Genomic DNA, 25,803 nt, shown 5'->3' with positions numbered 1-25,803 from the left:
ACATGGTACCGAGTAACGTGTTTGAGATATGGAGCGCTCGCATGCGCCGTCTATTCGTTTTTGTTTCTATTATGGCAGGGTTAGTTAGCACACCACTGGTTGCGGCCATCAATGAAAGTAGCGATAAAAATAGCGGCTCAAGTATGCATTCCGCTGACGCCACGACTGTGTCTGTTGACCCCCAGTCAGGTCTTACTGTAGCGCCCGGCTATAATCTAGTGGTTGCACACTGTAGCGCATGCCATTCGCCTTCACTAATTACACAGAACGCAATGAGCAGAGAGAGATGGCTTGAAACTATTCGATGGATGCAAGACACGCAAAAGCTATGGCCATTAGGTGATGCAGAGCCCGCTATCCTAGACTATCTGGCGTTGTGGTATGGTCCTAAAAAAGGCGCCCGTCGCCCGCCCCTAGAGCCGCATCTACTGCCACAAAAATAAAGCTCGTCTCAACCGAGCGTTTTATTTCATCAGTTTTTCAATATTCCGCCGATACTCATAGCATAACGCTACTTCAGACTAATAGTTAAATGGTCTGGATATCTGTTAATCTGAACAAAATAACTCTATAAAAAACATATCGGTAACCACACATGTTTGTATCTCGCAGTAAATACGAAGAAAAAGAAGCGCAAGTACGTAAACTAGAAGCAAGAGTGCAAGAAGCCTTAGACAAAATTGACGTTTTAGAGGCAGAAAATAGTGAACTCATTAATGCCATTGAGGCTGCAAATGGTCAGCATGCATCGTCGAACGATTCCGTTGTAATGAAGTGCATTGTTGATGCAATGCGTCAATTAGAAGGTATTCGTGAAACGGTGTTGGCTACTTATCAACGTATCGATGCTGAGAACCAGTCTGTTGCTAATATTAATGAGTTGTTTAGTGATTCTGCGACTACATTAAGCAAAATTGTTACCGACATGAGCGGGCTTAATGTCCAAATGGGCAGCATGAGCGAACGTATATCGGGGCTATCAACAACAGCAGATAACATTAATAAATTTGTTACTACTATTACGAGTATTTCTGACCAAACTAACTTACTTGCGCTAAACGCTGCTATCGAAGCTGCGCGAGCAGGCGATGCAGGCCGCGGGTTTAGTGTTGTTGCTGATGAAGTACGTGCATTGGCGACAGAAACCAACAAATCAGCAACAGAAGTATCTGAGTTGGTGAACGGTATAATTCAGTCTACTTCCAAAGCGGTTTCAGGTGTCAATGAACTGCGCGGAAACAACGAGCAGCTAGAGACTGGCATTAATCAGCTAAATGGCAGCTACGAAGTTATGGTGCAACACTGTGACAGTATGAAGTCCACCATTAGCGAAGGCGCAATTGCTACGTTCATTCAAACAGTAAAATTGGATCATGTAGTGTGGAAGGCCGAGGTTTATGCAGTGCTGTGCGGCTACAGCAATAAATCTGTGGCGGACTTTGGCGATCATAAGAACTGCCGCCTTGGGCAGTGGTATAGTGACAATGCTAACAAAGCAATTGGCCAAACAACGGCATTCAGAGAGATTGAAGCGCCGCATGCAAAAGTGCATAGTAGCGGTATCGCTGCCGTTCTAGCTAAACAAAATGGCAACAATGCTGAGGCAGATGCTAAGCTTATGGAAATGGAACAAGCCAGTGAGAGAGTACTAACACTACTTGATAGGCTAGTTAATTAGCGCCCGTAGAGCCTTGCGGTTCAACTGGCCCTATTGAAAAGCGTGGCGCCCGAATTCATAGCGGCGCCCTAAACGGAGGGCTTTTTGGTGAGTGAAACATCGTATTCCACCGAACAAGAGCGCATTCTAGCGCTGGAAGCCCGCGTTAACTCTTTAGAACGACAGCTTAAACGTCAAAAAATAGCGCGTAAAAACGCAGAGTCTTTTCTTGAAACCTACTCACAAGATGCTTACTTAGCGAATCAAGCGCTAAGAAAAGCCTTAAAAGATTCAAAACAGCGGGAAAGGGAGTTGTTGTACCTTAACCGAGCCGCATCACAGCTTTCAAATGCTCAGCCGGGTAAGAGTTTTATATTTTCTGCGCTGGAATCGGCGGTTGAATTTAGCGGTGCCCATTGTGGAAAAGCATTTATTGTAGAAGGTGAAGCGCTAACGGTGGGGGATGATAGCCAGGTGCTATCTCACGAAAATGGATGGTATAGCTCTCCCGAGCTCGCCAAACTTCTCAAAGACGAAACCCCTCTGACACTGCGCGAGAGCTATTCCCACTGGTGCGTTAATGCAGTGCAGCGACCAGATACAAAAGAAGAAGCAAGGCTACTTCACTTTATGCATGAAATGGCAGACGGCGAATTCGCTTGGCTCGTGTTGCTTACCAAAGACGATCACTTAGAAGAAGAAACGCTACACGTTCTTGATACCACCAAACATTATCTAAACATTACGTCTCGTTACCAGAACAAAAAAACTGAGCTCACCAGTCGGCAAATAGAATTGAGTTCGGTTAAAAAAGACAGAGACTTTCTAGAAGAAAGGCTGGTTAGTGCAGACAAGATGGCGATGTTGGGACAACTTGCTGCGGGTATAGCACACGAAATCAATAACCCTATCGGTTATGTTCGAAGCAATACGGTGGTTGCAAAAGAAATTTTTAGCGATTATCAACACGCGTTAGAAGAAATAGGCAAGCTTTGTCGCACTGCTGGTGGAGAGGTAGAGTCGCAGTTCGAGGCGCTGGAAAAACGCTTTTCACTACAAGAAAGTGCGAGCGAAATTACAGAGATGTTCAATGAATCTCACGAGGGCATTGAACGTATTATTGAAATTGTAAAAGCGCTGCGAATTTTTTCGTATCCTGGTTCAGGAAAGCATACACAAATTAGTGCCATTGACGCCATGAACACGGTGATCAAGCTCACGAATAACCTGCACAGGTACAAAAACAAACTTAATGTAGAAGTACCCGATAAGGATGTCTATTTCCTTGGTAATGCAGGACAGATTCAGCAGGTGTTGGTTAACTTTGTGACCAATGCTATTTATGCAACACCAGAAGGGAAGTCCATAACACTCAAAGTGCAGCAAGATGACAAAAGCGCCATGCTTATCGTAGAAGACGAGGGTATTGGTATGTCGAAAGAAACACTGGATAGAATATTCACGCCCTTTTTTACAACTAAACCACCCGGCGAGGGAACAGGGTTGGGAATGTCTATTTCCATGACTATTGTTGAAGAGCACAACGGAAAGATAAATATCACTAGCGAAGAAGGAAAGGGTACGCGCGTTACCGTTTTGTTACCTCTAGCCTAAAGTATAAATTGCTTTCCTAAATAGCTGATAGAATATAGAATTTCTCTAATTTTTTCTTCCTGCTAGACAGAATTTGTTTATGTTCTAGTCTTAGGAGGTAAGCAACATTTCCTACGATTAACGGATGATTGCTTTGCTACATGGAGAAAGCACCCAATGAGAAATAATCAGCCAGTTACCCAGAAAGAGTACAAGTTTCCCGCACATCATCGTCTTATTTCATCTACCGATAAGCGCGGTGTAATCCAGCATTGTAATAGCGCATTTGTAGAAGCAAGTGGCTTCAGTCGCGAAGAGCTCATTGGCAAAAATCACAACATTATCCGTCATCCAGATATGCCTGCTCCTGTCTTCAAAGAAATGTGGCGTACTTTGGAATCAGGGCAAAGCTGGATTGGGTTAGTCAAAAACAGAAGAAAAAATGGCGATCACTATTGGGTTTCGGCGTTTGTGACTCCCGTTTATGAAGGTAAGTCAGTAGTAGGCTACGAATCTGTTCGAGTGCCGGCGTTAAATGACGAAATAGCACGCGCATCTAGCGTTTACGCCAGAATGCAGGAAGGAAAATCTGCGGTATCGCCGATGTCGCGACTGGGGCAAAGCCTCATGCACATGGCGCCAACAATACTGTTAAGCGCCCTACTTGTTTTAGTACTCGCGTTTACCCATGGTTGGGCAGCGGCAGGTATTGCGCTGCTTGGAGCTATAGTTTTAATGATTGCTCAAGAAGCCAAGACAAGAAAAGACTGGGGCGCGCTGCTTTCTCTTAGCCCAGAAAGCTACGCTAATGAAACGGTGGCACAAACCTACTTCCCAGACCCCCCTCACATAAGCCAAGCCAAACTTGCACTGGGGTGTGAACTTGCCAGAAATCGCACGGCGTTAACCCGAATTAAAGATGCATCAGCGGGGCTCGAATCAATTGCTAACACCACGCATCAACAAGCAGAAAGCACCAGTGCCGCGGTTGTTCAGCAAAATCAAGCTACACAGCAAATTGCGTCTGCGGTAACGCAAATGAGTCAAGCAATTCAAGAAGTTGCCGAACGAGTAGAAAGTAACGCAAAGAGCGCAAGGACAGCGGCATCTAATGTAGAGACAGGCAACCAAAAAGCAGAACAAGCCATGCAGGCGATTGTCGCCTTACGCGAGGCGGTTGAGTCTATCTCTACCACAGTGACAGAGTTGGCTCAGTCAACCAGCGATATTGGCGAAGCGGCCAATATCATCTCGACCATCGCTGAGCAAACTAACCTGTTAGCGCTTAATGCTGCGATCGAAGCTGCAAGGGCTGGCGAACAAGGAAGAGGTTTTGCGGTTGTTGCCGATGAGGTTCGTACTTTAGCTTCGAAAACTCGCGAATCGACCGATAAAATCCACAACATCATTAATGAATTGGCTGAGCGTTCTGATCGAGCTGTAAGGGTATCGACGGAAGGGCTAGCTTCAGCTGAGCACGGCAGCGCTATAGTAGAAGAAACCCGAGGTGCATTGTTTGAAATTAACAATGCAGTGAAAGGTATCGCTGATGCCACGGTAGAGATGTCTTCAGCGGTAGAAGAACAAAGCACGGTGGCAGAGCATATTAACCAGCAGTTAGTAGAAGTCGCTGACGGCGCGTCTGAAACCCAGCGTTCATCTGAAGCATCGCTTGCAGCAAGTCACGATTTGCGCGCAACGGTTAATCAGGTTCACGAGCTAATATTGCGTTTTAGTACCGATAAGCGAGTGGGAGAGTAATACTCTCTCCAGCTCACTTAAGCTCACTCCATTAAAAGACCTATTGCCTATTGGCGCACAGATGTGGGGCTAAATAGAAGCCTATAAAACCCGAAACAACGCTGTAGGCATGGGTATTTATGAGTTCGCGTTTAGTCCTGCGTGTAGGCCGCGTCTGTAGGCCGCCACAGCGGGGAATAGTGAAACCAAGTATGTGCACCCCAGTATCAGTAAAATGATAATAACGCTGCTTTGTCCAAACAGCGGGCTGCTTAAAAACAACCCATAGGTACTGCTTAACCAAGGTTTTAGTGCGCTCATAAGCCCAGCTACCAAGCCTAAACTTAGTGCGGCACTCACAATCGTAAGCAGCATCGCTTCAATCTGTATGAGTAGCAGTAAGGTAAACGGTCCTGCGCCTATAGTTCGTAAAACGGCGATTTCTTGATAACGCTCCCTCATCGTTGCTAGCAGCATAGTCGCAAGCCCAATAAGCGCGCAGATGACGATAAGGCCGGAAAGGCCAAGCAATAGCGATTCTACATTTCCCATAATTTGCCAAAGTTCTGCGAGTGCCATGCCCGGTAGAATAGCCATTAGCGGCTCTTTTTTACTTTGATTAATTTGATACTGAAGCTGCAGTGCAGTTACCCGATGTTTAAGCCCCAGCATCACCACGGATACTGACTCAGGCGTAAACGCTTCGCTATTGTAAGCTGCATGTTCTTTTGTATGCTCGTCATGCTCATGCTCATGCTCATGCTCATGCTCGTTCGCCTTGTCAGCAGATTTACGGCCTAACATTGAGGTGGGCGAAAGTTTAGGTCCTGTGTGGGCTTCTTCAAGTCCCTGTAGGGTAACGTATACGGCTTTATCTACGGGCGTACCGGTTTTCTTAACTATGCCTGAGATAGTGAAAGGGTGATCGTCATGGTTGTTGAACGATACGCTACCCAGACCATGGGAAATAATAATCTTATCCCCTACCTTGTACCCCAATGATTTGGCGATGTCTGCGCCAACAACGGTAGACAATGGCTGCGTAAATGCCGAGCCTTCTGCCATTTCAAGTGATTGCATATCACCGTATTTAAAGTGATCGAAAAAGCTGTTGGTCGTACCTACTACTCTAAAACCTCTGTGGGTATCACCCAAAGATAGTGGGATAAGCCACGATACCTGCTTGTTAGATTGAAGCGCAGCAATACTTTTATATTCAATACCTTTGGTGGGAGTGCCTATATTAAACACTGATGACAGGAGTAAATTAAGCTGTCCACTTGGTGCGCCAACAATAAGATCAACACCAGAAACGGTGCGCGTAAAACTGGTTTTAACTTGGGTGCGAATAATGTCCACGCACAAAAGTAAACTAATGCTGATGGTAATGCTTAAAAGTGTGAGGATTGCCGTTGTTTTCCTGCGCTTTAAGCTTTCAATAGCAATGGTACTTAGCATTACGCACGCTCCTGTGCTTTTGGGGCCTCATCGCCTCGCGTTTTTATGTGGTTTGTACTTGGGCTTAATTCACTCATGCTGCAGTGGCGGTCGAAATAACTCTCCATGGCTTTATCGTGACTAACAAAAATCATGGTGCTTTCACCTGCAACGTCTTTTAGCAGCGACATAAAACTATCTCTGGCATCGGTATCTAGGGCAGAGGTAGGTTCATCGACAATTAATAATTGTGGGTCGTTAATCAGTGCTCTGGCAATGGCAACGCGCTGCTGCTGACCAATACTCAATGCGTCAGCTTTCGCATGCAGCACGTGAGAAGGCAGCTGTAGCTTGTCCAGTAAATGACGAAGCTTTGCGTCTGATGCTGTCTTGCTGACGTTTGTACTTGCAAAATACACCGCCGCATTAATGTTCTGTGCCACAGAAAGGTAGGGAATAAGATTAAATTGTTGAAAAACAACGCCGATATTGCGTGCTCTAAACTTGTCCCGCTGTCGATTCGATAATGCGGAGAAAGGCTGCGCTAATAAGGCAATGTCGCCCTGAGTTGGAGTTAATGTTCCGCACAGCAAATTGAGCAATGTGCTCTTTCCGCTACCCGAAGGCCCTGAGAGAAAAACGTGCTCACCTTGCGAAACTTGCCACGCTTTAATGTCAATGATGGGGGGGCTTTCTTTGGTGTACGAAAACTGTAAATTGCTAACTTCAATCGCTGTGTTACGCTCTTTATTCACTGCGTTGTGCTCTTCAGACACTGCGTTGCGCTGGGAGTGAGTGCTATTTTTTTTATTGATGGTATTCACGCTAAGCCCGACCTGTATTTACGTCTTATGTTCACATTAGCAAAAGCGACACGTCTGTTCACCCAGTTAAAAACCAGAGAAAACACATTGCCGCGTTGAGGTAATGTTATCAAATAACATTTTTGCGTATAGCTATGCTATCAGATCTCATCAGCCTAAAGCGGCAATTGCTCTTATTAATTGCTCATCATAACGACGCAAAAGAGAGGCGCGCCTAAATTATCAGCCGTTAGCTTGTAGCTTTACCACTTCTGCACTTTCATCTTCTAATACGCTTTCTGCGGTTGCGCCTTTGAAAATCTTACTGATTTTATCTTTGTTTTTAGACAGCATAATGGTGAGCTCTTCCACTACGCTATCGTCTAGCTTAATGCCCTTCGCATGAATGTAGTCAGCAAGGTTATCTGCTGCATCGAGCATTTTGTCATACTGATCGGCTTCTTTTTTGTCGGTAGTTACCAATTTTTCTACCCCTTTGTGCGTAACAACATACTGTGTGGTAATGGCCATGGTAGGTCCCCTGTTTATTAAAGACACAAAAACTGTACAGTATTTTACTGTATAAATAAACAGTATTTTGATTAAATGTCTGCGCGTAGTGTTTGGGGAAAGGGCAAATGATTGTTCTAAAGGTGATTAATGCTTGTGCAATTAGTAACTGCTGCGTATAATGCGCGCCCTTACAGCCATCCCAATTCGTTCCTTGTCTCCATACAGTCGGCTGTACTGTCGAGGCTACAACCGTAAGGAGCTATAATGCGTCATTACGAAATCGTATTTATGGTTCACCCTGATCAGAGTGAACAAGTACCTGGTATGATCGAGCGTTATACCACAATCCTAAAGCAAGACGGTGGTCAGATTCATCGTTTAGAAGATTGGGGCCGTCGTCAACTGGCTTACCCAATTGAAAAGCTGCACAAAGCCCACTACGTACTAATCAATGCTGAAGCGTCTGCAGAAGCTGTTGATGAATTGGAAAATGCTTTCCGTTTCAACGACGTGATCCTACGTAACATGGTTATGCGCACTAAGACTGCTGTGACTGAGCCTTCTCCAATGATGAAAGAAGAGCCTCGTCGTGAGCGTCGTGACGATTCTGCTCCTCGCCAAGATCGCGCGGAAAAGAAAACTGAAACCACTGAAGACAACGCTTAAGGAGATCACCCATGGCTCGTTTTTTCAGACGTCGTAAGTTCTGCCGTTTCACTGCAGAAGGTGTGACTGAGATTGATTACAAAGATATCGCTACTCTTAAGAACTACATCACTGAGAGCGGTAAAATTGTCCCTAGCCGTATTACTGGTACAAGCGCAAAATATCAGCGTCAGCTGTCTTCTGCGATCAAGCGCGCACGTTTCCTTGCGTTGCTTCCGTACACTGATTCACACAAGTAATTTGGCGAATATAAGGGTTAGCTAAGATGAATATCATCCTACTAGATAAAATCGCCAACCTTGGCGGCCTGGGCGACCAAGTGACTGTTAAGTCTGGTTACGCTCGTAACTTCCTTTTCCCACAGGGTAAAGCGGTTCCTGCAACTAAAGACAACGTTGAAAAGTTCGAAGCACGTCGTGCTGAACTTGAAGCGAAAATTGCTGAGCAACTAGCTGCTGCTAACGCACGCGCTGAAAAAGTTGCTGAGCTTGCTGAAGTTACAATCGCAGCTCCTGCTGGTGACGAAGGTAAACTATTTGGCTCTGTTGGTACTCGTGACATCGCTGATGCAATCACTGCAGCTGGCGTTGAAGTACAAAAAGCAGAAGTTAAACTACCTACTGGTACTCTTCGTGAGACTGGTGAGTATGACATCGACTTACAACTTCACTCTGACGTTATCACTTCAATCAAAGTGATCATCATTGCTGAAGCGTAATCGCTGACGTATTTGAAAAAAGCCGCTCCTAGAGCGGCTTTTTTTTGCTCTAAATTTTTATTCGATACTTAAAGACCAATACCAATCCGCATAGATGATTGCCCACCCAGAAGGCGCTGGCAAGTTTCCTAACAAAGCGTGGGAATGCAGGAATGGCCGTTGCTTTTCAAATTCCCAGAGTGAAGCTTGCCAGACCTTCCCGAAGGGCGAGTTTAAAATATCCCTACCCTCACTCCACGTCGCGACGCCTAATTAACGATGGGTGTAAGCAAATATGTCCAGCGCCGACAAATGGCGTATTTTTGAGGTCCACTCACCTGCGATAAATAACGTTTTTTAAACGGTATTTAAACAAAATGTTAATAATCGCTGAAATTCTTAGTGTCATGGCTTTAAACTTTTTCTGTCATTCCTGCGACCTATAGTAAACCAAACAATAAAAAGCATAAGTGCCATATTATGGACATCACTAAGCAAGCAATAAAAAACGCGACTGGGGTAGGTATCGGAATAACGCTACTGGTATTTTTAGGGCTATATAGCCTGTTTAATTTACCGGTACAGCTGTTTCCTGACATTGAAAGACCGAATATTAACATCCAGACCTCGTGGCGCGCTGCGTCGCCCCAAGAAATTGAGTCGGAGATCATTGAACCTCAAGAGGAAGTGCTGCAAGGGATCCCTGGCCTTGAGTCGATGAATGCATGGGCAAACCAAGGTAATGCGTGGATTAATCTAGAGTTTGGTTTAGATACGGACATGCAGAAAACGCTCATTGAAGTGATTAGCCGCATGAATCGCGTACCGCCACTACCTCGCGATGCCTTGTCCCCTAATATTATGCTTGCTGGAAGTGGGGGAGACGCCCCCGCTTTGACCTACTTTTTTCTTCAGCGCCTTCCGGGCAATCCAAACGAAATTAATACCTATGTAACCTTTTTTACCGATGTCATTAAACCTCAGCTTGAATCCATCCCGGGCGTTGCAAGGGCGCGTATGGAAAGCGGGGTTGGCGGCGTTGAGGAGTTTCAAATTGTTTTCGACCCGTTTAAAGCGGCGCAGTTAGGCATTGACCTAACGGCAGTTGCCAACGAGTTGGGGCGTGCGAATGATATTTCAGGCGGCTTTGTCGATGTGGGCAGAAGGCGCTATACCCTGCGTTTTGAAGGTCGCTACGAGCCTACGCAAATGGGTGAAATGATCCTTGAATGGCGAGACGGCAGCCCTATCACTCTAAATGACATTGCCGAAATTAAAATCACCCGCGCTGACGGTGCAAACTACAGTGTGCAAAACGGCAATCCGGCTATATCTATTCGCGTAGACAGACAAAACAACGCCAATGTTTTAGCTACCTTAGAAGCCGTAAAAGCAAAAGTTGCACAAATAAACGAACAGGACTTGGCCCCTGAACAGTTAGTAATGGCGCAAAGCTTCGATGCCTCAGTGTTTATCTATAGAGCGGTGCAGCTAGTTACCAGCAATTTATTTATAGGCGTGCTGCTTGCCATTGCCGTGCTTTGGCTCTTTATGCGCCAGCTGCGGGCAACGCTCATTGTGGCATTGGCCATTCCTATCTCACTACTTAGCACTTTTGTGGTGCTTCAACTTACCGGTCGCTCGCTCAATATCATTTCACTGGCAGGACTCGCCTTCGCGGTAGGTATGGTGCTAGATGCCGCTATTGTCGTGCTGGAAAACATTGTAAGAACGCGCAAGAGCGCCGAAGCCGAAATCGAAAATAAAGACCCACATTCACAAACGCACATGGAGGATTGTGCCCATCGGGGAACGAAAGAAGTGTTTGGTGCCCTCATGGCGTCAACAGCCACCACCGTTGCTATTTTTATTCCCGTCATGTTTTTGGAAGATGTTGAAGGGCAATTGTTTGCTGACCTCGCTCTTACCATTGCCATTGCAGTGTGTATGTCGCTAGTGGTTGCGGTAACGGTATTGCCCGTCGTTGCCGCTAGATACCTTAATGGTAACATGCCAGCTGATAGCTTACAGCGGGTATGGGCTAAGATAACCCGCGCTATTATGTCGCTATCAAGTACGCCGCTTCGCCGCCTTGTATTAGTCATAACACTCATGGGCGTGCCTATTACAGGTAGTGTTTTGCTTATGCCTTCCATGGATTATTTGCCGCCCGTAAAACGCGATGCCGTTGACGCCTTCTTAAGTTTGCCTGCGGGTGCCAGTGAAAACTTTATTAGTGAAGAAGTGATGCCAATTATCGTTGAGCGACTGCAGCCCTATATGGACGGAGAAAAGCAGCCAGCGCTGAAAAACTACTACATTATCACATGGCCAAATGGCGGAAATTTGGGTGTGCGCGCTAAAGATCAGTCTAAGGTTAAAGAGTTAGAAGCCATTGTTCGCGATGAAATTTTAAAGGATTTGCCGGATACACAAACCTTTTCACAACAGGGCAATTTGTTTGGTGGCTTTGGAAATGGTCGCTCAATCGACATACATCTTCAAGGTACCGACCAAGCCATGCTCGGCATCGCTGCGCAAGCAGGTTTAGACAAATTGAGAGAAGTTTTCCCTAACGCTAACGCGCGTTCGAATCCTCCACTAGAGCAAGCTGAACCAGAGCTTCGCTTTTACCCTAATGACAGCCGAATGATGGAAGTCGGGTTAAATCGCGGCAGTATGGGGAACCTGGTACGTGCCATGGGTGATGGTATGTATGTGGGGGAGTACTTCGATGGCACCAAACGCATGAATATTATCTTTCGCTCAGCACCTTGGTTCACACCCGAAGACTTAAACAGTACGCCAGTCATGACACCATCAGGCAAGGTGGTGCAATTAGGCGAACTGGTAGGTATTGAAAGAGCCGTAGGGCCAAGTCGTATTCAGCGCATTGATGGTCGAAGAACCCTGACGCTAAACGTAAATCCGCCAGAGGGTATGAGTTTAGAAGAAGCCATGAAAGTGATTACCTCTGAGGTTGAACCTGCCATTATGGCCATGATGCCTACCGATGGCGCTATTAATTATGGTGGTAGCGCGGATAGCTTAAAAGGCGCTATTGCCTCGATGGCTGATAACTTTCTTTTTGCCATGGTGTTGCTACTGCTGTTAATGGCGGGGTTGTTTAAATCGTTAAAAGACAGCGTTCTGGTAGTACTTTCTATTCCGCTAGCCACGGTGGGCGGGGTGATTGCTATTCGTATCATGAACATCTTTACCTTCCAGCCCATGGACCTGTTAACCATGATTGGCTTCATTATTTTGCTAGGGCTTGTGGTGAACAATGCCATTTTACTCGTGCATCAGACTCGTATAGGAGAGCAAGAAGGGCTGACCCGTGATGACGCGGTAGAACAAGCCATAAAACTACGTTTACGGCCTATCTTTATGAGCACGCTGACTTCAATCTTTGGCATGCTGCCCCTGCTGTTGCTACCAGGTGCAGGCAGCGTTATTTACCGAGGTCTTGCGGCTGTTATTGTGGGAGGAATGACGGTGAGTACCATATTCACCTTGTTATTACTGCCTACCTTGCTGCGTATGACGGCTTCAAAGTCACCTGTAAATATACTCAAACCCCTGGCCGAGCGCATAGAGAGCACTGGCGCTTCGCCGACTACCTCATCCACCGTAAAACAAAATAAATACAACGATCATGTGTAAGGAAAAGACAACCATGAAAGCAATGACTTCTACTCTCGCCCTTAGTGTGTTTGCCTTATTTGCAATCAGTGTATCGTTGAGCGCACACGCACAGGATAGCAATCAACCACCGCCGGTGCTGGTACAAATAGATGAAGCCAGAGAGCAAGCGATTTCACAACTAACCTGGGTTCCTGGAACGGTACTAAGCGTTATCGATGCAAACCTTGCTTCTGAGGTAGACGGTCGCATCACTTGGATGGCAGATGTAGGTGATGTGGTGAAAGCGGGGGAGCCTTTAGTTAAAGTCGACGATACTCGCTTAAGCATTACCCGCAATCAAAATGCCTCAAATATTGCCAGATGGCAGTCGCAGGTTGAACTGTTTACCAAACGACTCGCGAGGTACAAAAACCTTCAGGCCAGTCAAAACACGTCCAGAGGCGAGTTAGAGGAAGTGGAAGCAGACTTAGAGAATGCTAAGCAGGAGTTAGCGCAAGCCAAATTAGATTTAGAATTCACCGAGTATCAGATAGCACAAAGCAGTATTCGTGCTCCCTTTACGGCTTTGGTGGTTGAAAGGCTGCAGTCGCCGGGCGAATACACTGGGGTAGGGCAAACCCTGCTTCGCGTGGTAAACCCTGATAGCGTTGAAGTTCAGGTGCGCGCACCGCTCAACGTATTACCCTATATTGCTAACGGCATGAGCGTTAGCGTTCACAATAACGTGAACCAAGTAGAAGAATCTATTCGTGCCATTGTACCGGTAGGCAACAGTACATCGCGCATGATGGAGCTACGAATTGCCATCAACCCCGGTGACTTTCCTATAGGCAGTGCAGTGCGCGTGGCGCTGCCTAGCAGCGATACTCATGATGGTGTCACCATACCCCGCGATGCGCTGGTACTAAGAAAGTCGGGCACCTTTATCTATCAGCTCAATGAAAATAATGAAGCGGAGCAAGTTAAGGTGACAACCGGGGTGGGGATGGGCGATAGAATTGAAGTGTTTGGCGATGTGAACCCGAAGCGCTCGGTTGTGGTGAGAGGAGCTGAACGTCTGCGTGCAGGCCAGAAAGTACGTTACAACAATGAGCGTGAGTCTTTGACAGCGAAGAACTGAGAGAATTGTAACAAATGTAAAAGTGCTATCCATTTAGACTAAAGTTAATGAGAATGTTTCTTATTTGTAATTGTTGATTATCAAATGGAGACATCCTTGAAAAAGTTAGTTTTAGCCAGCGCAGTATGCACGCTATCCAGTCCGGTAGTATTTGCGCAATCCCTAGAAAACCAGAATGAAGAAACCAAGTCTATAGAGCGAGTTGCTGTGGTAGGCGCAGCAACCAACTTGAGCATTACTGCCGAGGATATTGAGCAGTTTCAGGCAAACGATTTAGCTGATGTTTTTAGAGAGTCTCCGTCGGTCAGCGTTGGCGGTTCAGTAGGTGTAGCGCAGAAAATCTTTATCCGTGGACTAGAAGATGCCTACCTGAATGTAACCGTAGATGGCGCGCAACAAACCTCAACACTATTTCACCATATTGGCCGCGTAACGCTAGATCCCGATCTTTTGAAGCAAATCGATGTGCAGGCTGGTGCAGGTGAAGCAACCAGTGGCCCAGGTGCCATTGGTGGTTCAATCCGCTTTAAAACCAAAGATGCGCAAGATTTATTGAGAGGCGACGAACAATTTGGTGGTCGAGTAAAAGCGAGTTATTTCTCAAACGAAGGTACGCGATATAGCGGCAGCCTTTATGGAAAGCTAAGTGATTCATGGGGCTTGCTAGGTTATTACAGCACGGTTGACAGAGATAACTTTGAAGACGGCGACGGCAACGAAGTGCTGGGTACTGCCGCAGATCAAGATCTTATGTTCCTTAAAGCCAGTGGTTACATTGCGGATAATCAATACCTTTCAATAAGTGCAGAGCAGCGCGATGAAGAGGGTGAGTTTTCGGCAAGACCTAACTGGGTAGTACTAGAAGGTGCTCCACTTTATCCTAGTGAAGCAGAGCGTGATACCTACGTAGCGAACTACCGCTTTGACCACAGTGCATTGGTTTTCTTAGAAGCCACGGCATACCAAACTTCATCATCGTTCCGCGGCGGCCGTTTCGATTTCTTGTCTGATATCGATACCTATGGTTTTGATATTAGAAACACCACCGACATTTCAAACCACGTATTCACCTACGGTATCGACTATCGTAAAGATGAGGTAGAAAGTGGTCCTGGCGTAGGTCCTGTGCAGAACGCAGAAGAAGGCAGCGTAATGGGTATTTACGCGCAAGCTCATAGCAATATCACTCCAGAGTTGTTGTTGAGCTACGGTGTTCGTTATGACGACTTTGATTTTCAGCAACAAATCTTGATCGATGACTATTACGGCACACCCGTTACTGATGAGCCATCTGGACTAGACGACAATGAACTTAGCTTTAACGTCGGTCTTGAATATCAGCTTACCGAAGCTTGGACCCTTGGTCTTGGTTACGCAGAAGCGGCGCGCGGTAAGCAAATTGGTGATGGTTTCACGCTTGACGAATACTTATATGATGGTGAGGACGTTCCAGTTGTAGCCAGTGACGTGGTGCCTGAAACTGTCACCAATATTGAAGCGTCAATCGAATACAGCGCGAATAACCTTAATGCGCGCCTTAGCGCCTATGAATCTACTATTGATGATGTGCTATTTAGCGGTTATCAAGGCAACTCGGTATTTAATAATATCGGTGACCTAGAATCATCTGGCGTAGAGTTTAACCTTGCGTATCGCTGGGACTCTGTTGACGTGTACTTTGGGTTTTCAAGCGTAGATGTTGAATTGATGCCTCGTGAAGGTCTGTACAGCGTACCTTATAACAGCATCGATATTAACGGATACGAATTTGTTGGCTTAGGCAATAGTCGCGGTGATACGTGGGTACTTGGTGCAGATTACACCGTTACTGCAGACATTAGCGTTGGCTTTAACATCACTATGGTTGACGACATCAACATAGATACACTGCATCAGGCCTTGGAAAACGGTTGGACCGACTCGCTTTATTCACTTAACAAAGCAGACTATACCCTAGTGGATATTTATGGCGAGTGGGAAGTCACAAACGACCTTCGCTTAAATCTGGCGGTAACGAACTTGTTTGATGAAGCGTATATCGACCATTCAAGTGTGGGTGACTATAGCGAAGTATTCCCAAGCGTTATTGGACCGCAAGAAGCTGGACGAGATATTCGTTTGTCTGTCACTTACGATTTCTAAGTAACGCCTTTAGATGAACTTTTCCACGTTTAAAAGGTGGGTCTTTTGGGCCCACCTCTTTGCTGGCTTATTGGCCAGCATTGTCGTTTTCATTATGGCTTTTACTGGTGTATTACTCACTTACGAGCGCCAGTTCAAAGAGCTAAGTGAAATGGCTTATGCGCAAACGATTGATATCGAAAAGTCGATAATCTCGACTGAGCGGGTTGTATCAATACTTCGTGAAAAGCATCCTAACGAAGCGCATATTTTTGTTCGATGGGTCAATAGCGAGGGAGCGGCAATTCCCGCATGGGCCGGCGAACACAGCTATCTTATTCACCCCTATACCGGAGATATATTAAGAGAAGGAGAAGGGGTCGTTGAAGAAGCATTTCATGTCATAACTGACCTGCATCGATATCTTTTAATGGAAGGGGATTACCAATTAATTGGCAAAACCATAACGGCTTATAGCAATCTTATTTTTATTTTTTTGCTGTTATCGGGAGTCATCATATGGTTGCCCAAACACATATCGAAAAAATCCTTAAAGCAGCAAATGTGGTTACGGCAAAAGTACACTAATAAACAGCACCGTCGCCGACATTGGCATTTTGTTTTTGGTATGTGGTCACTGCCTTTTTTAGTTGTGATTGGACTAACGGCTACCCTGTTTTATTTTGAGTGGGCAAACAAAGCATTGTATGGAATGTACGGTGAACAAGTCCCTACTCGCGAAAAGAAAGCTATGCCTGAGACGCTAGACGCCGACGTTGTCAGTTACGACACGCTATTTACCAAAGCTCAGCAACACGCCAATGAAAATGGCTATCAGGATTGGTATTCCATGTGGATGGAAATTGGCAAAAGTGAGGGTGTTGCACGGTTTTATATCGATAAAAGTATAGGGCACCGGCAAGAGTTAGCGTATTCACTGTATTTCGACACGGGAACCGGTGACATCACTAGGACACTGTACAAAACCGATTGGCCCAAAGGGAGTCAGGCTTGGGGTACTTCCCGCTTTTTACACACGGGAGAATACTTTGGCTTTATAGGGCAGACCATTGCAGGGCTGGTAAGCTTGCTTTGCTGTATCTTAGTTTATACTGGCACACTACTTGGTGTGCAGAGACTTCTCAATTTGCGAAAGCAGCATTAAAAGACTTAGGCAGGGTAATGGTAACGACTAGCCCTGTTTGCTTTGTAGCACTAGCGTCTCTATGTAATGCAGCGTCTTTGATTAGTGCAGCGCGATTTATCGCCGAAATGTCGCCGCCCACAGCGGCAATTTGACGTTTCGCCAGTGCAAGCCCAAGACCAAAGCCAGAGCGCTTTGCGGCATGTACGTAGTTTTTGGCTGCACGTGCCTTGTCTACCCTGAAAAAAGGTTCGAATATGGCGTCTAGCATTGATTCAGGGACGCCGGTGCCCTCGTCTGTAACCGTGATAACATAGTTATTGTTATCGCCGGTCAGCGTTAAACTCACCTTGCTTTGCTCAGGGGTATGACGCAAGGCATTACGAATAATATTTTCTAACGCCTGCCCCAAAGCAAGCTGGCTGCTCTTTTCAATGTTCGCGCATTCAGGTGTGTCGACATGTAAGGTTCTATCAGGGTATTCAAACCGCGCATCTTCACAAATAACATTGATAAGTTCTACCAAGTCAAAGTCATCGCTGTTCAATTGTGGCGATTCTGTATTTAGCCATGCAAAGGTTAGGGTATCTTCAACAAGCTCTCTCATCGTGCTCGCTTCATAACGCAGGCGTGAAAGTGCTTGTTCACGATTAATGTCTTGCTCTACAAAGTCTATTGCCATATCAATACGAGCAAGAGGCGTGCGAAGCTCGTGAGAGAGATCAGCAAGCAAACTTCTTTGATTATAAATGAGACTGCTGGTTCTTTGGGCCATCTTGTCGAACGTTTGGGCAAGCCCAGTAAGTTCGTCATTTCGCTTGGGCATTGCAGCCATTGCACGGGCTTCTAAATTGCCATTTGCGAAATCTTTTGTGGCATTTTCTAATTGCTTTAGTGGCGTCATTAGGTGTCGATACAGCATAAAACTCAACAGACTTAATATCACTAGAGGTAATGCAATTTGAAGCGTTAAGCGTGTGGCGAGCAATAACGAACCTGGGCGCATACGCTGTGGAAGTTGAATTAAAAAGTGCGTATTGTCATCGACGAAGGGGACTTCCATCACAGGGTTTTCAGAAAAGTATAAATGTATTTTCCATTCGGGGCTGCGGCCTATTTGAAATCGGTCAACAAACTCATCTAACATTTGGGTGTCAGCGAATGTGGTCATTTGGGAGTTAACTACGGCAAGCCACGTGTCTTCCTTTGTCTTCACTTCTTGCAAAAAAGCAGCTAACGCTTGTTCTCCATCCTCCAGGTAGATTTTCTCCGCTTCTTGACCATAGGAATAAAGGGTTTCTTGATGAGCTTTATCGATAAAACTCATGCTGGTCTCGGTATGATTGGTAAGCCACGCGATGGCCCAAAATAACAGAACAGTACCAACGGCAATAAATGCGCACAGTCGCCATAGCAGTTTATTTTTCACGAAAAGCGATATCCTTGGCCGTGGACAGTGGCAAGGCGTTCAGGGGGCATGCCAGTCTCAACGAGCTTTTTGCGTACTCTAGACAAATGCATATCTAAGCTTCGGTCGTACCTCGAAAAGGGTTTGTTAAGCACGCTGTGATAAAGAAATGCTTTGCTCAACGTTTCCCCTTTGTTATCTACTAACATCCAAAGAAGCTTAAATTGTATTGGCGTGAATTCGAGTAGTCTTGAGTGGTACTTGGTAACTTGCTGAATGCGATTTAAATAAAGCACATCAACAATGATTTCCGACTTTTGCGTGCCTGAGTCGTTTAGTGTTTTGCTGCGTCGCAACAGTGCGTCGATGCGAAGCATCATTTCAGTAAAATTGAAGGGCTTGGGTAAGTAGTCATCTGCGCCCTTACGGTAGCCTTCAATCCTTTCTTGCTCGGCACCTGACGCGGTGATCATCATCACCGGGGTTTGCTTTATTTGCCTTAATTGGTTTAACAGCGACAAGCCGTTTAAAGAGGGAAGGCGTATGTCGAGTAACACAAGGTCAAAGTTCTCCTCAAGCACAGCTTGTAATCCAGCATTACCGTCACTTTCGTGGCGAGTGTCAAATCCTCGAGACTGCAACAGCTGTGTGATTTGTTCACTTAACGTCGCGTCATCTTCAACAATGAGTATTCGGGTTTTACGCATAATGGCTTCAGGAAAGAATTTTAAACATACTATTAATAATGGTTATCATTTGCAACTAATCGGTTTGTGACGATAAATGCGGCCGCTAACGCGCGCTTTTATATTGTTACAAATTTACTGTGGTGCTGATGGTTTCTCGCTTTACAATAACGGTTAACAGCCATCTTAGTGCTTGCGCTAAACTGCGGTGCTCTTGATGTCTGCACAATTGAGTAAATAAAGCATAGACGCAGCAGTCAACTAAGCGCTTTGCCTCCTAGGTTGGAGCTACAAGGACACGATCTTAAAAATGGTAATGAGTTTAAAGAAGTTAACGACGTTGTTGGCGTCGCTAGTAGTAGCAGGAAGTGTCGTGACTGGTTGCGCCAGCTCTAATCATGTTACTCAGATAGAAGGTGAAAATGCTGTAATCAAGCACACCAATGAGCCTGGGTATGAGGACAGATTCAGCAATATTTACGACGGTTTTAAAGCATACCCCGTCACGTGCACTAATGATTGCTACCCAGCGTCTGCCGATATTGAATGTGAAAGTGACATGCAAAATTGTCAGTTCGTTGGCAACAACCCGACAGTGAACTCGCACACCGGCTTTAATGTCACCTGGTTAGGGCACGCAAGTTTTTTACTTAACACTGCAAGTGGTGAGCAAATACTTATTGACCCTGTGTTTGGGCAGTTTGATTGGCCCGTTAATTGGGCTTTTCGATTGGCGGAGGGGTTCAGCCGCAACGAACCCGCTGAGGTAGGTGAAGACAAACTCGCACAAACCGATGCTGTGGTTTATTCCCATATTCACTATGATCATTTCAATAAAGCCGATATTGCCGAATTAGGTACAAAGCTCGAATATCTTGTTCCGTTAGGTTTCGCAGAGCACTTCCCTAATAGAGGCTACACCATTAAAGAGATGGCGTGGTATACCAACAAAAACGTAGGCAAAACCTCTATTCACTTCGTGCCTGCCCATCATTTCAGTAACCGAATTTGGGTGCCTTATTTGTACGAGGACGACAATACGACACTGTGGGGTGGTTGGGTATTTGAGAGTGAAGGCAAAACATTGTTCTTTGCGGGGGATACGGGATATTCACCGCACTTCAAGGATATTAAAGCGCGCTTTGGTGAAATAGATGTTTGCCTGTTACCTATAGCGTCTTATTTCAGCGAAACCTCACCTAAATGGTATCGCAAGGTACATACTACGCCAGAAGATGCCATTGTTGCGGCCCAAGACCTAGGCTGTAAAGCCGTAGTGCCTTGGGGCTATGGAAATGCCAGCTGGATGATGGGTGACAAGACGTCACATTCTGCGCTATTTCGTCTTATGAAAATGAAGAAGCAGCTAAACCCTGCAATGCCTTGGATTATTTTGAATGAAGGTGAGCAGGCGTCTTTTTAATTTAAGCTACAGATAAATGGCCTATTTATCCGCAATCTTATCCGCAATTTTTTGGCATTTTTCGCGCCATTCGTCATCAAGCGCCTCAAGTTTCGCTAGCTTTTGTGCCAGGGATTTGTCTGCTTTGGTATGGGCGCATTGCATTAGGGTGTGAACGTTAACGGTATCGTCCTCACGGTGCAGTAGTGTTACTTCGTCGCCAACACTGATGGTTCCGGTTTTAATAACCCGGTAATACCAGCCAGTGATACCTCGTTCTCCGACAAATCTATCTAAATTGGGCACTTCGAAGCGTTGCGAGATTTTATTGCAAGGGGCACGGGGTGCACTTACTTGCAGTTCTACCTCGCCGAACTTCCATATATCGCCGATATAAACGGTAGCATCGTCCATGCCCTCTACACTGATGTTTTCGCCAATGCTGCCCAGCGAAAATTCGCCTTCAGGAAAATGCTTTCTTAATGTCAGATAGTTGGTCGGGTTGAACTGATGCAGCACTTTCTCCGGTCCACCGTGAAGCCGTTTGTTGGCCTGTTCGTCTTCATCGGTTCTGTCCATATGTACCGTTAACGCGTCGACGGGGGCTTTAACAATACTGCTTGGTGCCCCACGAGGGCCTAGCGGCTGAGGTTTTCCAGCAAACAGAGCGTTAACAGAAAATGAGGTAGACATGGCATCTCCAAAAAATATTTTTGTGCATTTAAACCTTTCTACTATAGGGTACGACTAACCTTATAACACTAACAAGTGCTAATGCTAATCAGCACCACAAATAACAAAGAGAAAAGAATGGAACACACACAACAACGTGTTGTACACGCCAATGTGGTGTTTGGTAATAAAAGCGAAAATGAGCTGATATCTAAAGCGAAAAAGGGCGATAAGCAGGCGTTTCGGTCCCTTTACGATGAACATATTGGGCGAGTCTACGCGCTTTGTTACCGGCTTACAGGTGAAAAGGGAATGGCAGAAGATGCTTCGCAAGAAGTCTTTATTCAGCTATGGAAAAAATTGGGTAATTTTGATGGGCAAAGCCAATTTTCCACATGGTTACACAGTGTTACGGCAAACATTACCATCTCCTATATGCGCAAGCAGAAGGGGTGGGTGCAGCGCATGTTTAACTTGGAAAACAGCGGCATTAACGAGATGCCGGCTGAAGAAAACAGCACAGATGTGGATTTAGAAGCATTAGTTATTCGCTTACCCGAGCGAGCCAGAATGGTTTTTGTCCTCCATGCAATTGAAGGTTACAGACATGAAGACATTGCCAGCATGTTGAACATGGCAGTGGGCTCAAGCAAAGCACAATTTTTCCGTGCTAAGCAATTATTGAAAGATTTTATGGGAGTCGATGATGAGTAATTTTGACGACAAGCTTGCTCAGCATATTTCTGGGATATCAAAAGAGAAGCAGCCAGAACGAGATTTGTGGCGAGGTATTGAACTCGGCATAACATCGCAGCAAGGCGACGCTTCACAAGACGACGCTTCATCATCTACGGTTACATCAAAACAGTGGATGGCGATAGCCGCAAGCGTTTGTTTAGTTACTGTATTGTGGTTTGCGGCTCCTTTTGCGTTTAAAGCTGATGAAAGTCGAAGCGATGGCTATGCCTTGATTGACGCAATGAGTATGCAGCAGCAACAACAAGTGAATAGTCTTCTTGCTAGTTATGAAAGTACAACAGCGCTAACGGAAGATTGGCAAGAGCAATTGAAAGAATTGGACGATGCTGCAGATGTTATTAAAGCGGCATTAAAGGACGATCCAGACAACTCAGCATTAATCAAAATGCTGCATCACGTATATCAACAGCAGATTGCCTTAATTGAGCGAGTGCACGCGCCAAAGTGGCAGCAAATTTAATAAGGGTTTAAAGATGAATATAAATACGAAAAGCACATTTTTGCACACGTTCATGGCACCTTTGGGGGCCAAGGTATTACTTACTACTGCGCTGCTAAGTATCGCTACTGCGGCGTTTGCAGGAGAAAAAGTAGATAAGACCATCGACACATCGTCTTCGCCGAAAGTGGACATTGAACACATCAACGGAAAAGCAGACATCCGAGTTTGGGATAAGTCTCAGGTTCGTGTCACCGGTGAACTGGGCGATCAAACTGAAGAGTTTATCTTTGAAAGACGTGGAGATGTCGTGGTTATACACGTTGAAGTCGAGCGCCACTCAAAGAGCTGGTTTAATAAAGGTAAAGATGGCGACGACCTTGTTATCTATATACCTTCAGCAAGCGACCTTCACTATACCGCGGTCAATGCTGATCTTATTGCAGAAGGTATAACAAAAGCAGTAGATGTTGAGGTGGTAAACGGCGACGTAACCCTTAAAAACATAGGTGAGCGGGTTGAAGTTGAGTCGGTTAATGGCGATATCGTGCTTGAGAATGTGAGAGGCCGTTTAGAGGCGGAAACAGTGAATGGCGAAATTGAAGCGTCACACTCAGGAAACACGCCAGTGAGCTTTGCGTCAGTTAATGGCAAGCTCGACATCACTTCCGATAGCCCAGACGTATCAGTAGAAACCGTCAACGGTCGAATCGATGTGTCTCTTCAAGCGGTAGACGTACTGCAAATCAATACGGTTAATGGAAGGACTTACGCAAGTTTAGGTCTTAATAAGAACGGTAGCGTAAAAGCGAATTCTGTAGGCGGTGCGATGGAATTTGTCTTTCAAGATGGCGTATCGGCACAATTTGATATTGAGACGCACGCTGGCGGCAACATTGTAAACAATATCAGTGATGAAAAGTCGCAAAAGCCTAAGTATGGCCCAGGTAGCTGGCTACGCTTTATCCACAACGGTGGGGCTGCAAATGTAGACATCTCTACGGTACACGGGCGAATTGAAATAGACCAAAAGTGAATAAGCTATAGGCAACACAATTGAAACTTTAGGTTGAAAAAATGAATTTAGTCCACATTTATTAATCAGACATGTGGTGATTAATGAAAAGCTGCGAGTGATCGCAGCTTTTTTTGTTTGGTCGCTAAAAATGTGTAGCTGAGCGTTTGTAAGTAACAAAAGTACGTTTTAATGGCTCTTAGTTACAAGTTAGCGGACCTGCACGCTTCACCCACATCATCACATGGTTTGTTATTTTTTGATTGGAGGTTAAATTGAGTATTGTTGGACACGTCAAAAGGTTTTGGCGATTTCATAGTCTAATTATTGGTGCGTTTGGAATATGCGCATTTACGCTAGGCTGTGCTGTTCAGGAACCCGCTTATTACGAAGGTACTTGGGTGGTGACTAAGGCCTATAATGTAGGTGTTTCAGCTCACTCATCAATAGAGTCAGAAAAGTTCTTGGGTCGCTCGGTAACCTATGCTTCAGACTCGGCTAAACTCGATCAGGCATTTTGTGAGTCACCGGTGTATTCAACGAAAAATATCAGTAATCAAGATTTTTATGCTGCTTTTAAAGCCTCTCCATCATCGCTTGGCTTTAGCGACGACAAGATTACTGAAGTAAGTTTGTCGTGCCTTGATAATTCAGCAATCATGGGTTCTACACTCATTTTTCAGGAAGGTGGCAGCGCCTACACCTTGGTTGATGGTACGTTTTTAAAGCTGGAGAAAACGCTTTAAACGATGTTGTCTTTTTGCGCTTTCGCAACAAAATGACGACTTCCTTTGTTGAGTGATGGACGTTAAAAGCGCATAATATCCAACTGACTTTTGTGCATTGGAATAGGTTTCACTCGTGGCGTCTGCGTCTAAAAACGATAAGAATGTTGAAAAATTGAAGGTTCCACCTCATAGCATTGAGGCTGAGCAATCTGTTTTGGGCAGCATGCTTATTGACCCTGAAAGCTGGGACAAAGTCGCGGAGCTTGTTACCGATAACGATTTTTACAATCGCTCACACCAAATTATCTTTCGTGCTATCACTCGACTACTAAACAGTAGCCAGCCAATAGATCTTATAACAGTATCAGAAGAGCTGGAAAAGCATGATGAACTGGAAGATGCTGGTGGTTTTGCCTACTTAGGTGAACTTGCCAAAAACACGCCAAGTTCTGCGAACGTTGTGTCTTATGCGCAAATTATCAGTGAGCGCGCGATAACCCGAGAGCTTATTGGGGTGGCGCATGAGATAGCGGAAGTTGGGTACAACCCCGAAGGCCGTGACAGTGCAGACATTCTTGATCTGGCCGAAAGTAAAGTATTTGAAATTGCCGAGCGAAGAACTGGTGAAAACGAAGGTCCTCGCGATGTCGAGTCTATCTTAGGGAAGACCATTGACCGTCTAGAAGAATTGGTGAAAACCAATAAAGACGTTACCGGTGTTACTACCGGCTTTACCGACCTAGACAAAATGACCAGTGGTATGCAGCCCTCTGACCTTATTATCGTGGCGGCTCGTCCATCGATGGGTAAGACTACTTTCGCTATGAACTTGATTGAAAACGCCATGATGGCAGAAGACAAACCTGTACTTGTTTTCAGTCTTGAGATGCCCTCAGAACAAATCATGATGCGTATGTTGGCGTCATTAAGCCGCGTTGACCAAACCAAAATTCGTACTGCGCAGCTGGATGATGAAGATTGGGCACGTATCTCCAACACCATGGCTATGCTCAAAGACAAAGATTGTTTGTTTGTTGATGATTCATCAGGCCTTACACCAATGGACGTGCGAAGTCGCGCAAGAAAGCTCGCTCGCGAACGCGGTGGAATCAGTCTAATCATGGTGGATTATCTTCAGTTGATGCGCGTACCTTCTCTTAGCGATAACCGAACATTGGAAATTGCAGAGATCTCTCGCTCATTGAAAGCATTGGCTAAAGAGCTTGAAGTGCCGGTAGTTGCCCTTTCACAGCTTAACCGTACGCTAGAACAACGTGCCGATAAACGTCCTGTAAACTCTGACCTTCGTGAGTCTGGCTCAATCGAGCAGGATGCCGACCTTATTATGTTTATTTATCGTGATGAGGTTTATCACGAAAACAGTGAGTATAAGGGCATTGCAGAGATTATTATTGGTAAACAGCGTAACGGCCCAATTGGTACCTGTCGACTTACGTTCCAAGGCCAATTCTCACGATTTGACAACTATGCAGGCCCTGCCATAGCCGACGAATATTAGCCCCTCTTTTAGCGACTAAAGGCTTCGACCGCGGCC

Annotated in this window: 23 protein-coding genes; 17 read left to right on the top strand and 6 right to left on the bottom strand. The window is 45.6% G+C overall.

Annotated features, from left to right (window positions below; genetic code table 11):
• Positions 1-41 precede the first annotated feature (41 nt).
• The 4 genes from BZA03_RS11545 to BZA03_RS11530 all read left to right on the top strand — a co-directional run bounded on the left by BZA03_RS11545 (position 42) and on the right by BZA03_RS11530 (position 5,011).
• On the top strand, positions 42-443 hold the full coding sequence (locus tag BZA03_RS11545) for a hypothetical protein (protein WP_110288854.1): 402 nt from the start codon (positions 42-44) through the stop codon (positions 441-443).
• 152 nt (positions 444-595) lie between these two features.
• The gene (locus BZA03_RS11540; RefSeq protein WP_014951126.1) at positions 596-1,678 is read left to right on the top strand and encodes a methyl-accepting chemotaxis protein; all 1,083 of its coding nucleotides are present in this window, start codon (positions 596-598) and stop codon (positions 1,676-1,678) included.
• A gap of 87 nt (positions 1,679-1,765) precedes the next feature.
• Positions 1,766-3,271 carry a sensor histidine kinase gene (locus BZA03_RS11535; RefSeq protein ID WP_110288853.1) on the top strand — a complete coding sequence of 502 codons (1,506 nt, stop codon included), beginning with the start codon at positions 1,766-1,768 and terminating at the stop codon, positions 3,269-3,271.
• A gap of 156 nt (positions 3,272-3,427) precedes the next feature.
• Positions 3,428-5,011 (top strand): PAS domain-containing methyl-accepting chemotaxis protein, encoded by a 1,584-nt coding sequence (locus tag BZA03_RS11530; RefSeq protein ID WP_110288852.1) that lies wholly within the window; start codon positions 3,428-3,430, stop codon positions 5,009-5,011.
• 117 nt (positions 5,012-5,128) lie between these two features.
• Here BZA03_RS11530 and BZA03_RS11525 read toward each other — a convergent pair whose 3' ends face one another.
• The 3 genes from BZA03_RS11525 to BZA03_RS11515 form a co-directional block, all read right to left on the bottom strand.
• Complete coding sequence (locus BZA03_RS11525) at positions 5,129-6,448, bottom strand: ABC transporter permease (protein WP_110288851.1); 1,320 nt, start codon at positions 6,446-6,448, stop codon at positions 5,129-5,131.
• Positions 6,448-7,251: an ABC transporter ATP-binding protein gene (locus BZA03_RS11520; protein ID WP_014977669.1), complete on the bottom strand. Its 804-nt coding sequence runs from the start codon at positions 7,249-7,251 to the stop codon at positions 6,448-6,450. The genes BZA03_RS11525 and BZA03_RS11520 overlap by 1 nt, the downstream gene beginning before the upstream one ends.
• Before the next feature lie 222 nt (positions 7,252-7,473).
• On the bottom strand, positions 7,474-7,761 hold the full coding sequence (locus BZA03_RS11515; protein ID WP_014951121.1) for a YebG family protein: 288 nt from the start codon (positions 7,759-7,761) through the stop codon (positions 7,474-7,476).
• A 246-nt stretch (positions 7,762-8,007) separates the two neighbouring features.
• Here BZA03_RS11515 and rpsF point away from each other — a divergent pair, with 246 nt between their 5' ends.
• From rpsF to BZA03_RS11480, 7 genes are all read left to right on the top strand, one after another.
• Entirely contained in the window at positions 8,008-8,409 is a 402-nt protein-coding gene (rpsF, locus tag BZA03_RS11510) for a 30S ribosomal protein S6 (protein WP_014951120.1), read from the top strand.
• An 11-nt stretch (positions 8,410-8,420) separates the two neighbouring features.
• Complete coding sequence (gene rpsR, locus BZA03_RS11505) at positions 8,421-8,648, top strand: 30S ribosomal protein S18 (RefSeq protein WP_012519954.1); 228 nt, start codon at positions 8,421-8,423, stop codon at positions 8,646-8,648.
• A gap of 26 nt (positions 8,649-8,674) precedes the next feature.
• The gene (gene rplI, locus BZA03_RS11500; RefSeq protein ID WP_012519953.1) at positions 8,675-9,127 is read left to right on the top strand and encodes a 50S ribosomal protein L9; all 453 of its coding nucleotides are present in this window, start codon (positions 8,675-8,677) and stop codon (positions 9,125-9,127) included.
• A gap of 459 nt (positions 9,128-9,586) precedes the next feature.
• Positions 9,587-12,772: an efflux RND transporter permease subunit gene (locus BZA03_RS11495; protein ID WP_110288850.1), complete on the top strand. Its 3,186-nt coding sequence runs from the start codon at positions 9,587-9,589 to the stop codon at positions 12,770-12,772.
• Positions 12,773-12,785: 13 nt separating this feature from the next.
• A complete protein-coding gene (locus tag BZA03_RS11490; protein ID WP_110288849.1) occupies positions 12,786-13,874 on the top strand; it encodes an efflux RND transporter periplasmic adaptor subunit in 1,089 nt (362 codons plus the stop codon).
• Positions 13,875-13,970: 96 nt separating this feature from the next.
• Positions 13,971-16,016 (top strand): TonB-dependent receptor, encoded by a 2,046-nt coding sequence (locus tag BZA03_RS11485; protein ID WP_110288848.1) that lies wholly within the window; start codon positions 13,971-13,973, stop codon positions 16,014-16,016.
• A gap of 13 nt (positions 16,017-16,029) precedes the next feature.
• Positions 16,030-17,160, top strand: coding sequence for a PepSY domain-containing protein (locus BZA03_RS11480; RefSeq protein ID WP_014977665.1), 1,131 nt, complete (start codon positions 16,030-16,032; stop codon positions 17,158-17,160).
• On the opposite strand, the gene BZA03_RS11475 is transcribed toward BZA03_RS11480, so the two are convergent.
• On the bottom strand, positions 17,138-18,568 hold the full coding sequence (locus BZA03_RS11475; protein ID WP_110288847.1) for a sensor histidine kinase: 1,431 nt from the start codon (positions 18,566-18,568) through the stop codon (positions 17,138-17,140). The two genes, BZA03_RS11480 and BZA03_RS11475, sit on opposite strands and share 23 nt — an antisense overlap.
• A complete protein-coding gene (locus BZA03_RS11470; RefSeq protein ID WP_014977663.1) occupies positions 18,565-19,254 on the bottom strand; it encodes a response regulator transcription factor in 690 nt (229 codons plus the stop codon). The genes BZA03_RS11475 and BZA03_RS11470 overlap by 4 nt, the downstream gene beginning before the upstream one ends.
• A gap of 289 nt (positions 19,255-19,543) precedes the next feature.
• Here BZA03_RS11470 and BZA03_RS11465 point away from each other — a divergent pair, with 289 nt between their 5' ends.
• Positions 19,544-20,656: an MBL fold metallo-hydrolase gene (locus BZA03_RS11465; RefSeq protein WP_110288846.1), complete on the top strand. Its 1,113-nt coding sequence runs from the start codon at positions 19,544-19,546 to the stop codon at positions 20,654-20,656.
• Between the two features lie 21 nt (positions 20,657-20,677).
• Here the strand turns inward: BZA03_RS11465 and BZA03_RS11460 are convergent, their stop codons facing one another.
• The gene (locus BZA03_RS11460; RefSeq protein WP_014980567.1) at positions 20,678-21,328 is read right to left on the bottom strand and encodes an MOSC domain-containing protein; all 651 of its coding nucleotides are present in this window, start codon (positions 21,326-21,328) and stop codon (positions 20,678-20,680) included.
• A 117-nt stretch (positions 21,329-21,445) separates the two neighbouring features.
• On the opposite strand from BZA03_RS11460, the gene BZA03_RS11455 reads away from it, so the two are divergent.
• From BZA03_RS11455 to dnaB, 5 genes are all read left to right on the top strand, one after another.
• The gene (locus tag BZA03_RS11455; RefSeq protein WP_014951111.1) at positions 21,446-22,021 is read left to right on the top strand and encodes an RNA polymerase sigma factor; all 576 of its coding nucleotides are present in this window, start codon (positions 21,446-21,448) and stop codon (positions 22,019-22,021) included.
• On the top strand, positions 22,014-22,526 hold the full coding sequence (locus tag BZA03_RS11450; RefSeq protein ID WP_014951110.1) for a hypothetical protein: 513 nt from the start codon (positions 22,014-22,016) through the stop codon (positions 22,524-22,526). The genes BZA03_RS11455 and BZA03_RS11450 overlap by 8 nt, the downstream gene beginning before the upstream one ends.
• A gap of 13 nt (positions 22,527-22,539) precedes the next feature.
• Positions 22,540-23,541, top strand: coding sequence for a DUF4097 family beta strand repeat-containing protein (locus tag BZA03_RS11445; protein ID WP_014977658.1), 1,002 nt, complete (start codon positions 22,540-22,542; stop codon positions 23,539-23,541).
• 254 nt (positions 23,542-23,795) lie between these two features.
• Complete coding sequence (locus tag BZA03_RS11440; protein ID WP_014951108.1) at positions 23,796-24,266, top strand: hypothetical protein; 471 nt, start codon at positions 23,796-23,798, stop codon at positions 24,264-24,266.
• 115 nt (positions 24,267-24,381) lie between these two features.
• Positions 24,382-25,767 (top strand): replicative DNA helicase, encoded by a 1,386-nt coding sequence (dnaB, locus tag BZA03_RS11435; protein ID WP_014951107.1) that lies wholly within the window; start codon positions 24,382-24,384, stop codon positions 25,765-25,767.
• The last annotated feature ends 36 nt before the right edge of the window (positions 25,768-25,803 follow it).

The organism is Alteromonas sp. I10, from assembly GCF_003201515.1.
GTDB lineage: Bacteria > Pseudomonadota > Gammaproteobacteria > Enterobacterales > Alteromonadaceae > Alteromonas > Alteromonas macleodii.
The sequence above is the reverse complement of the archived record's forward strand: the minus strand, read 5'-3'. Positions and strand labels throughout refer to the sequence as shown.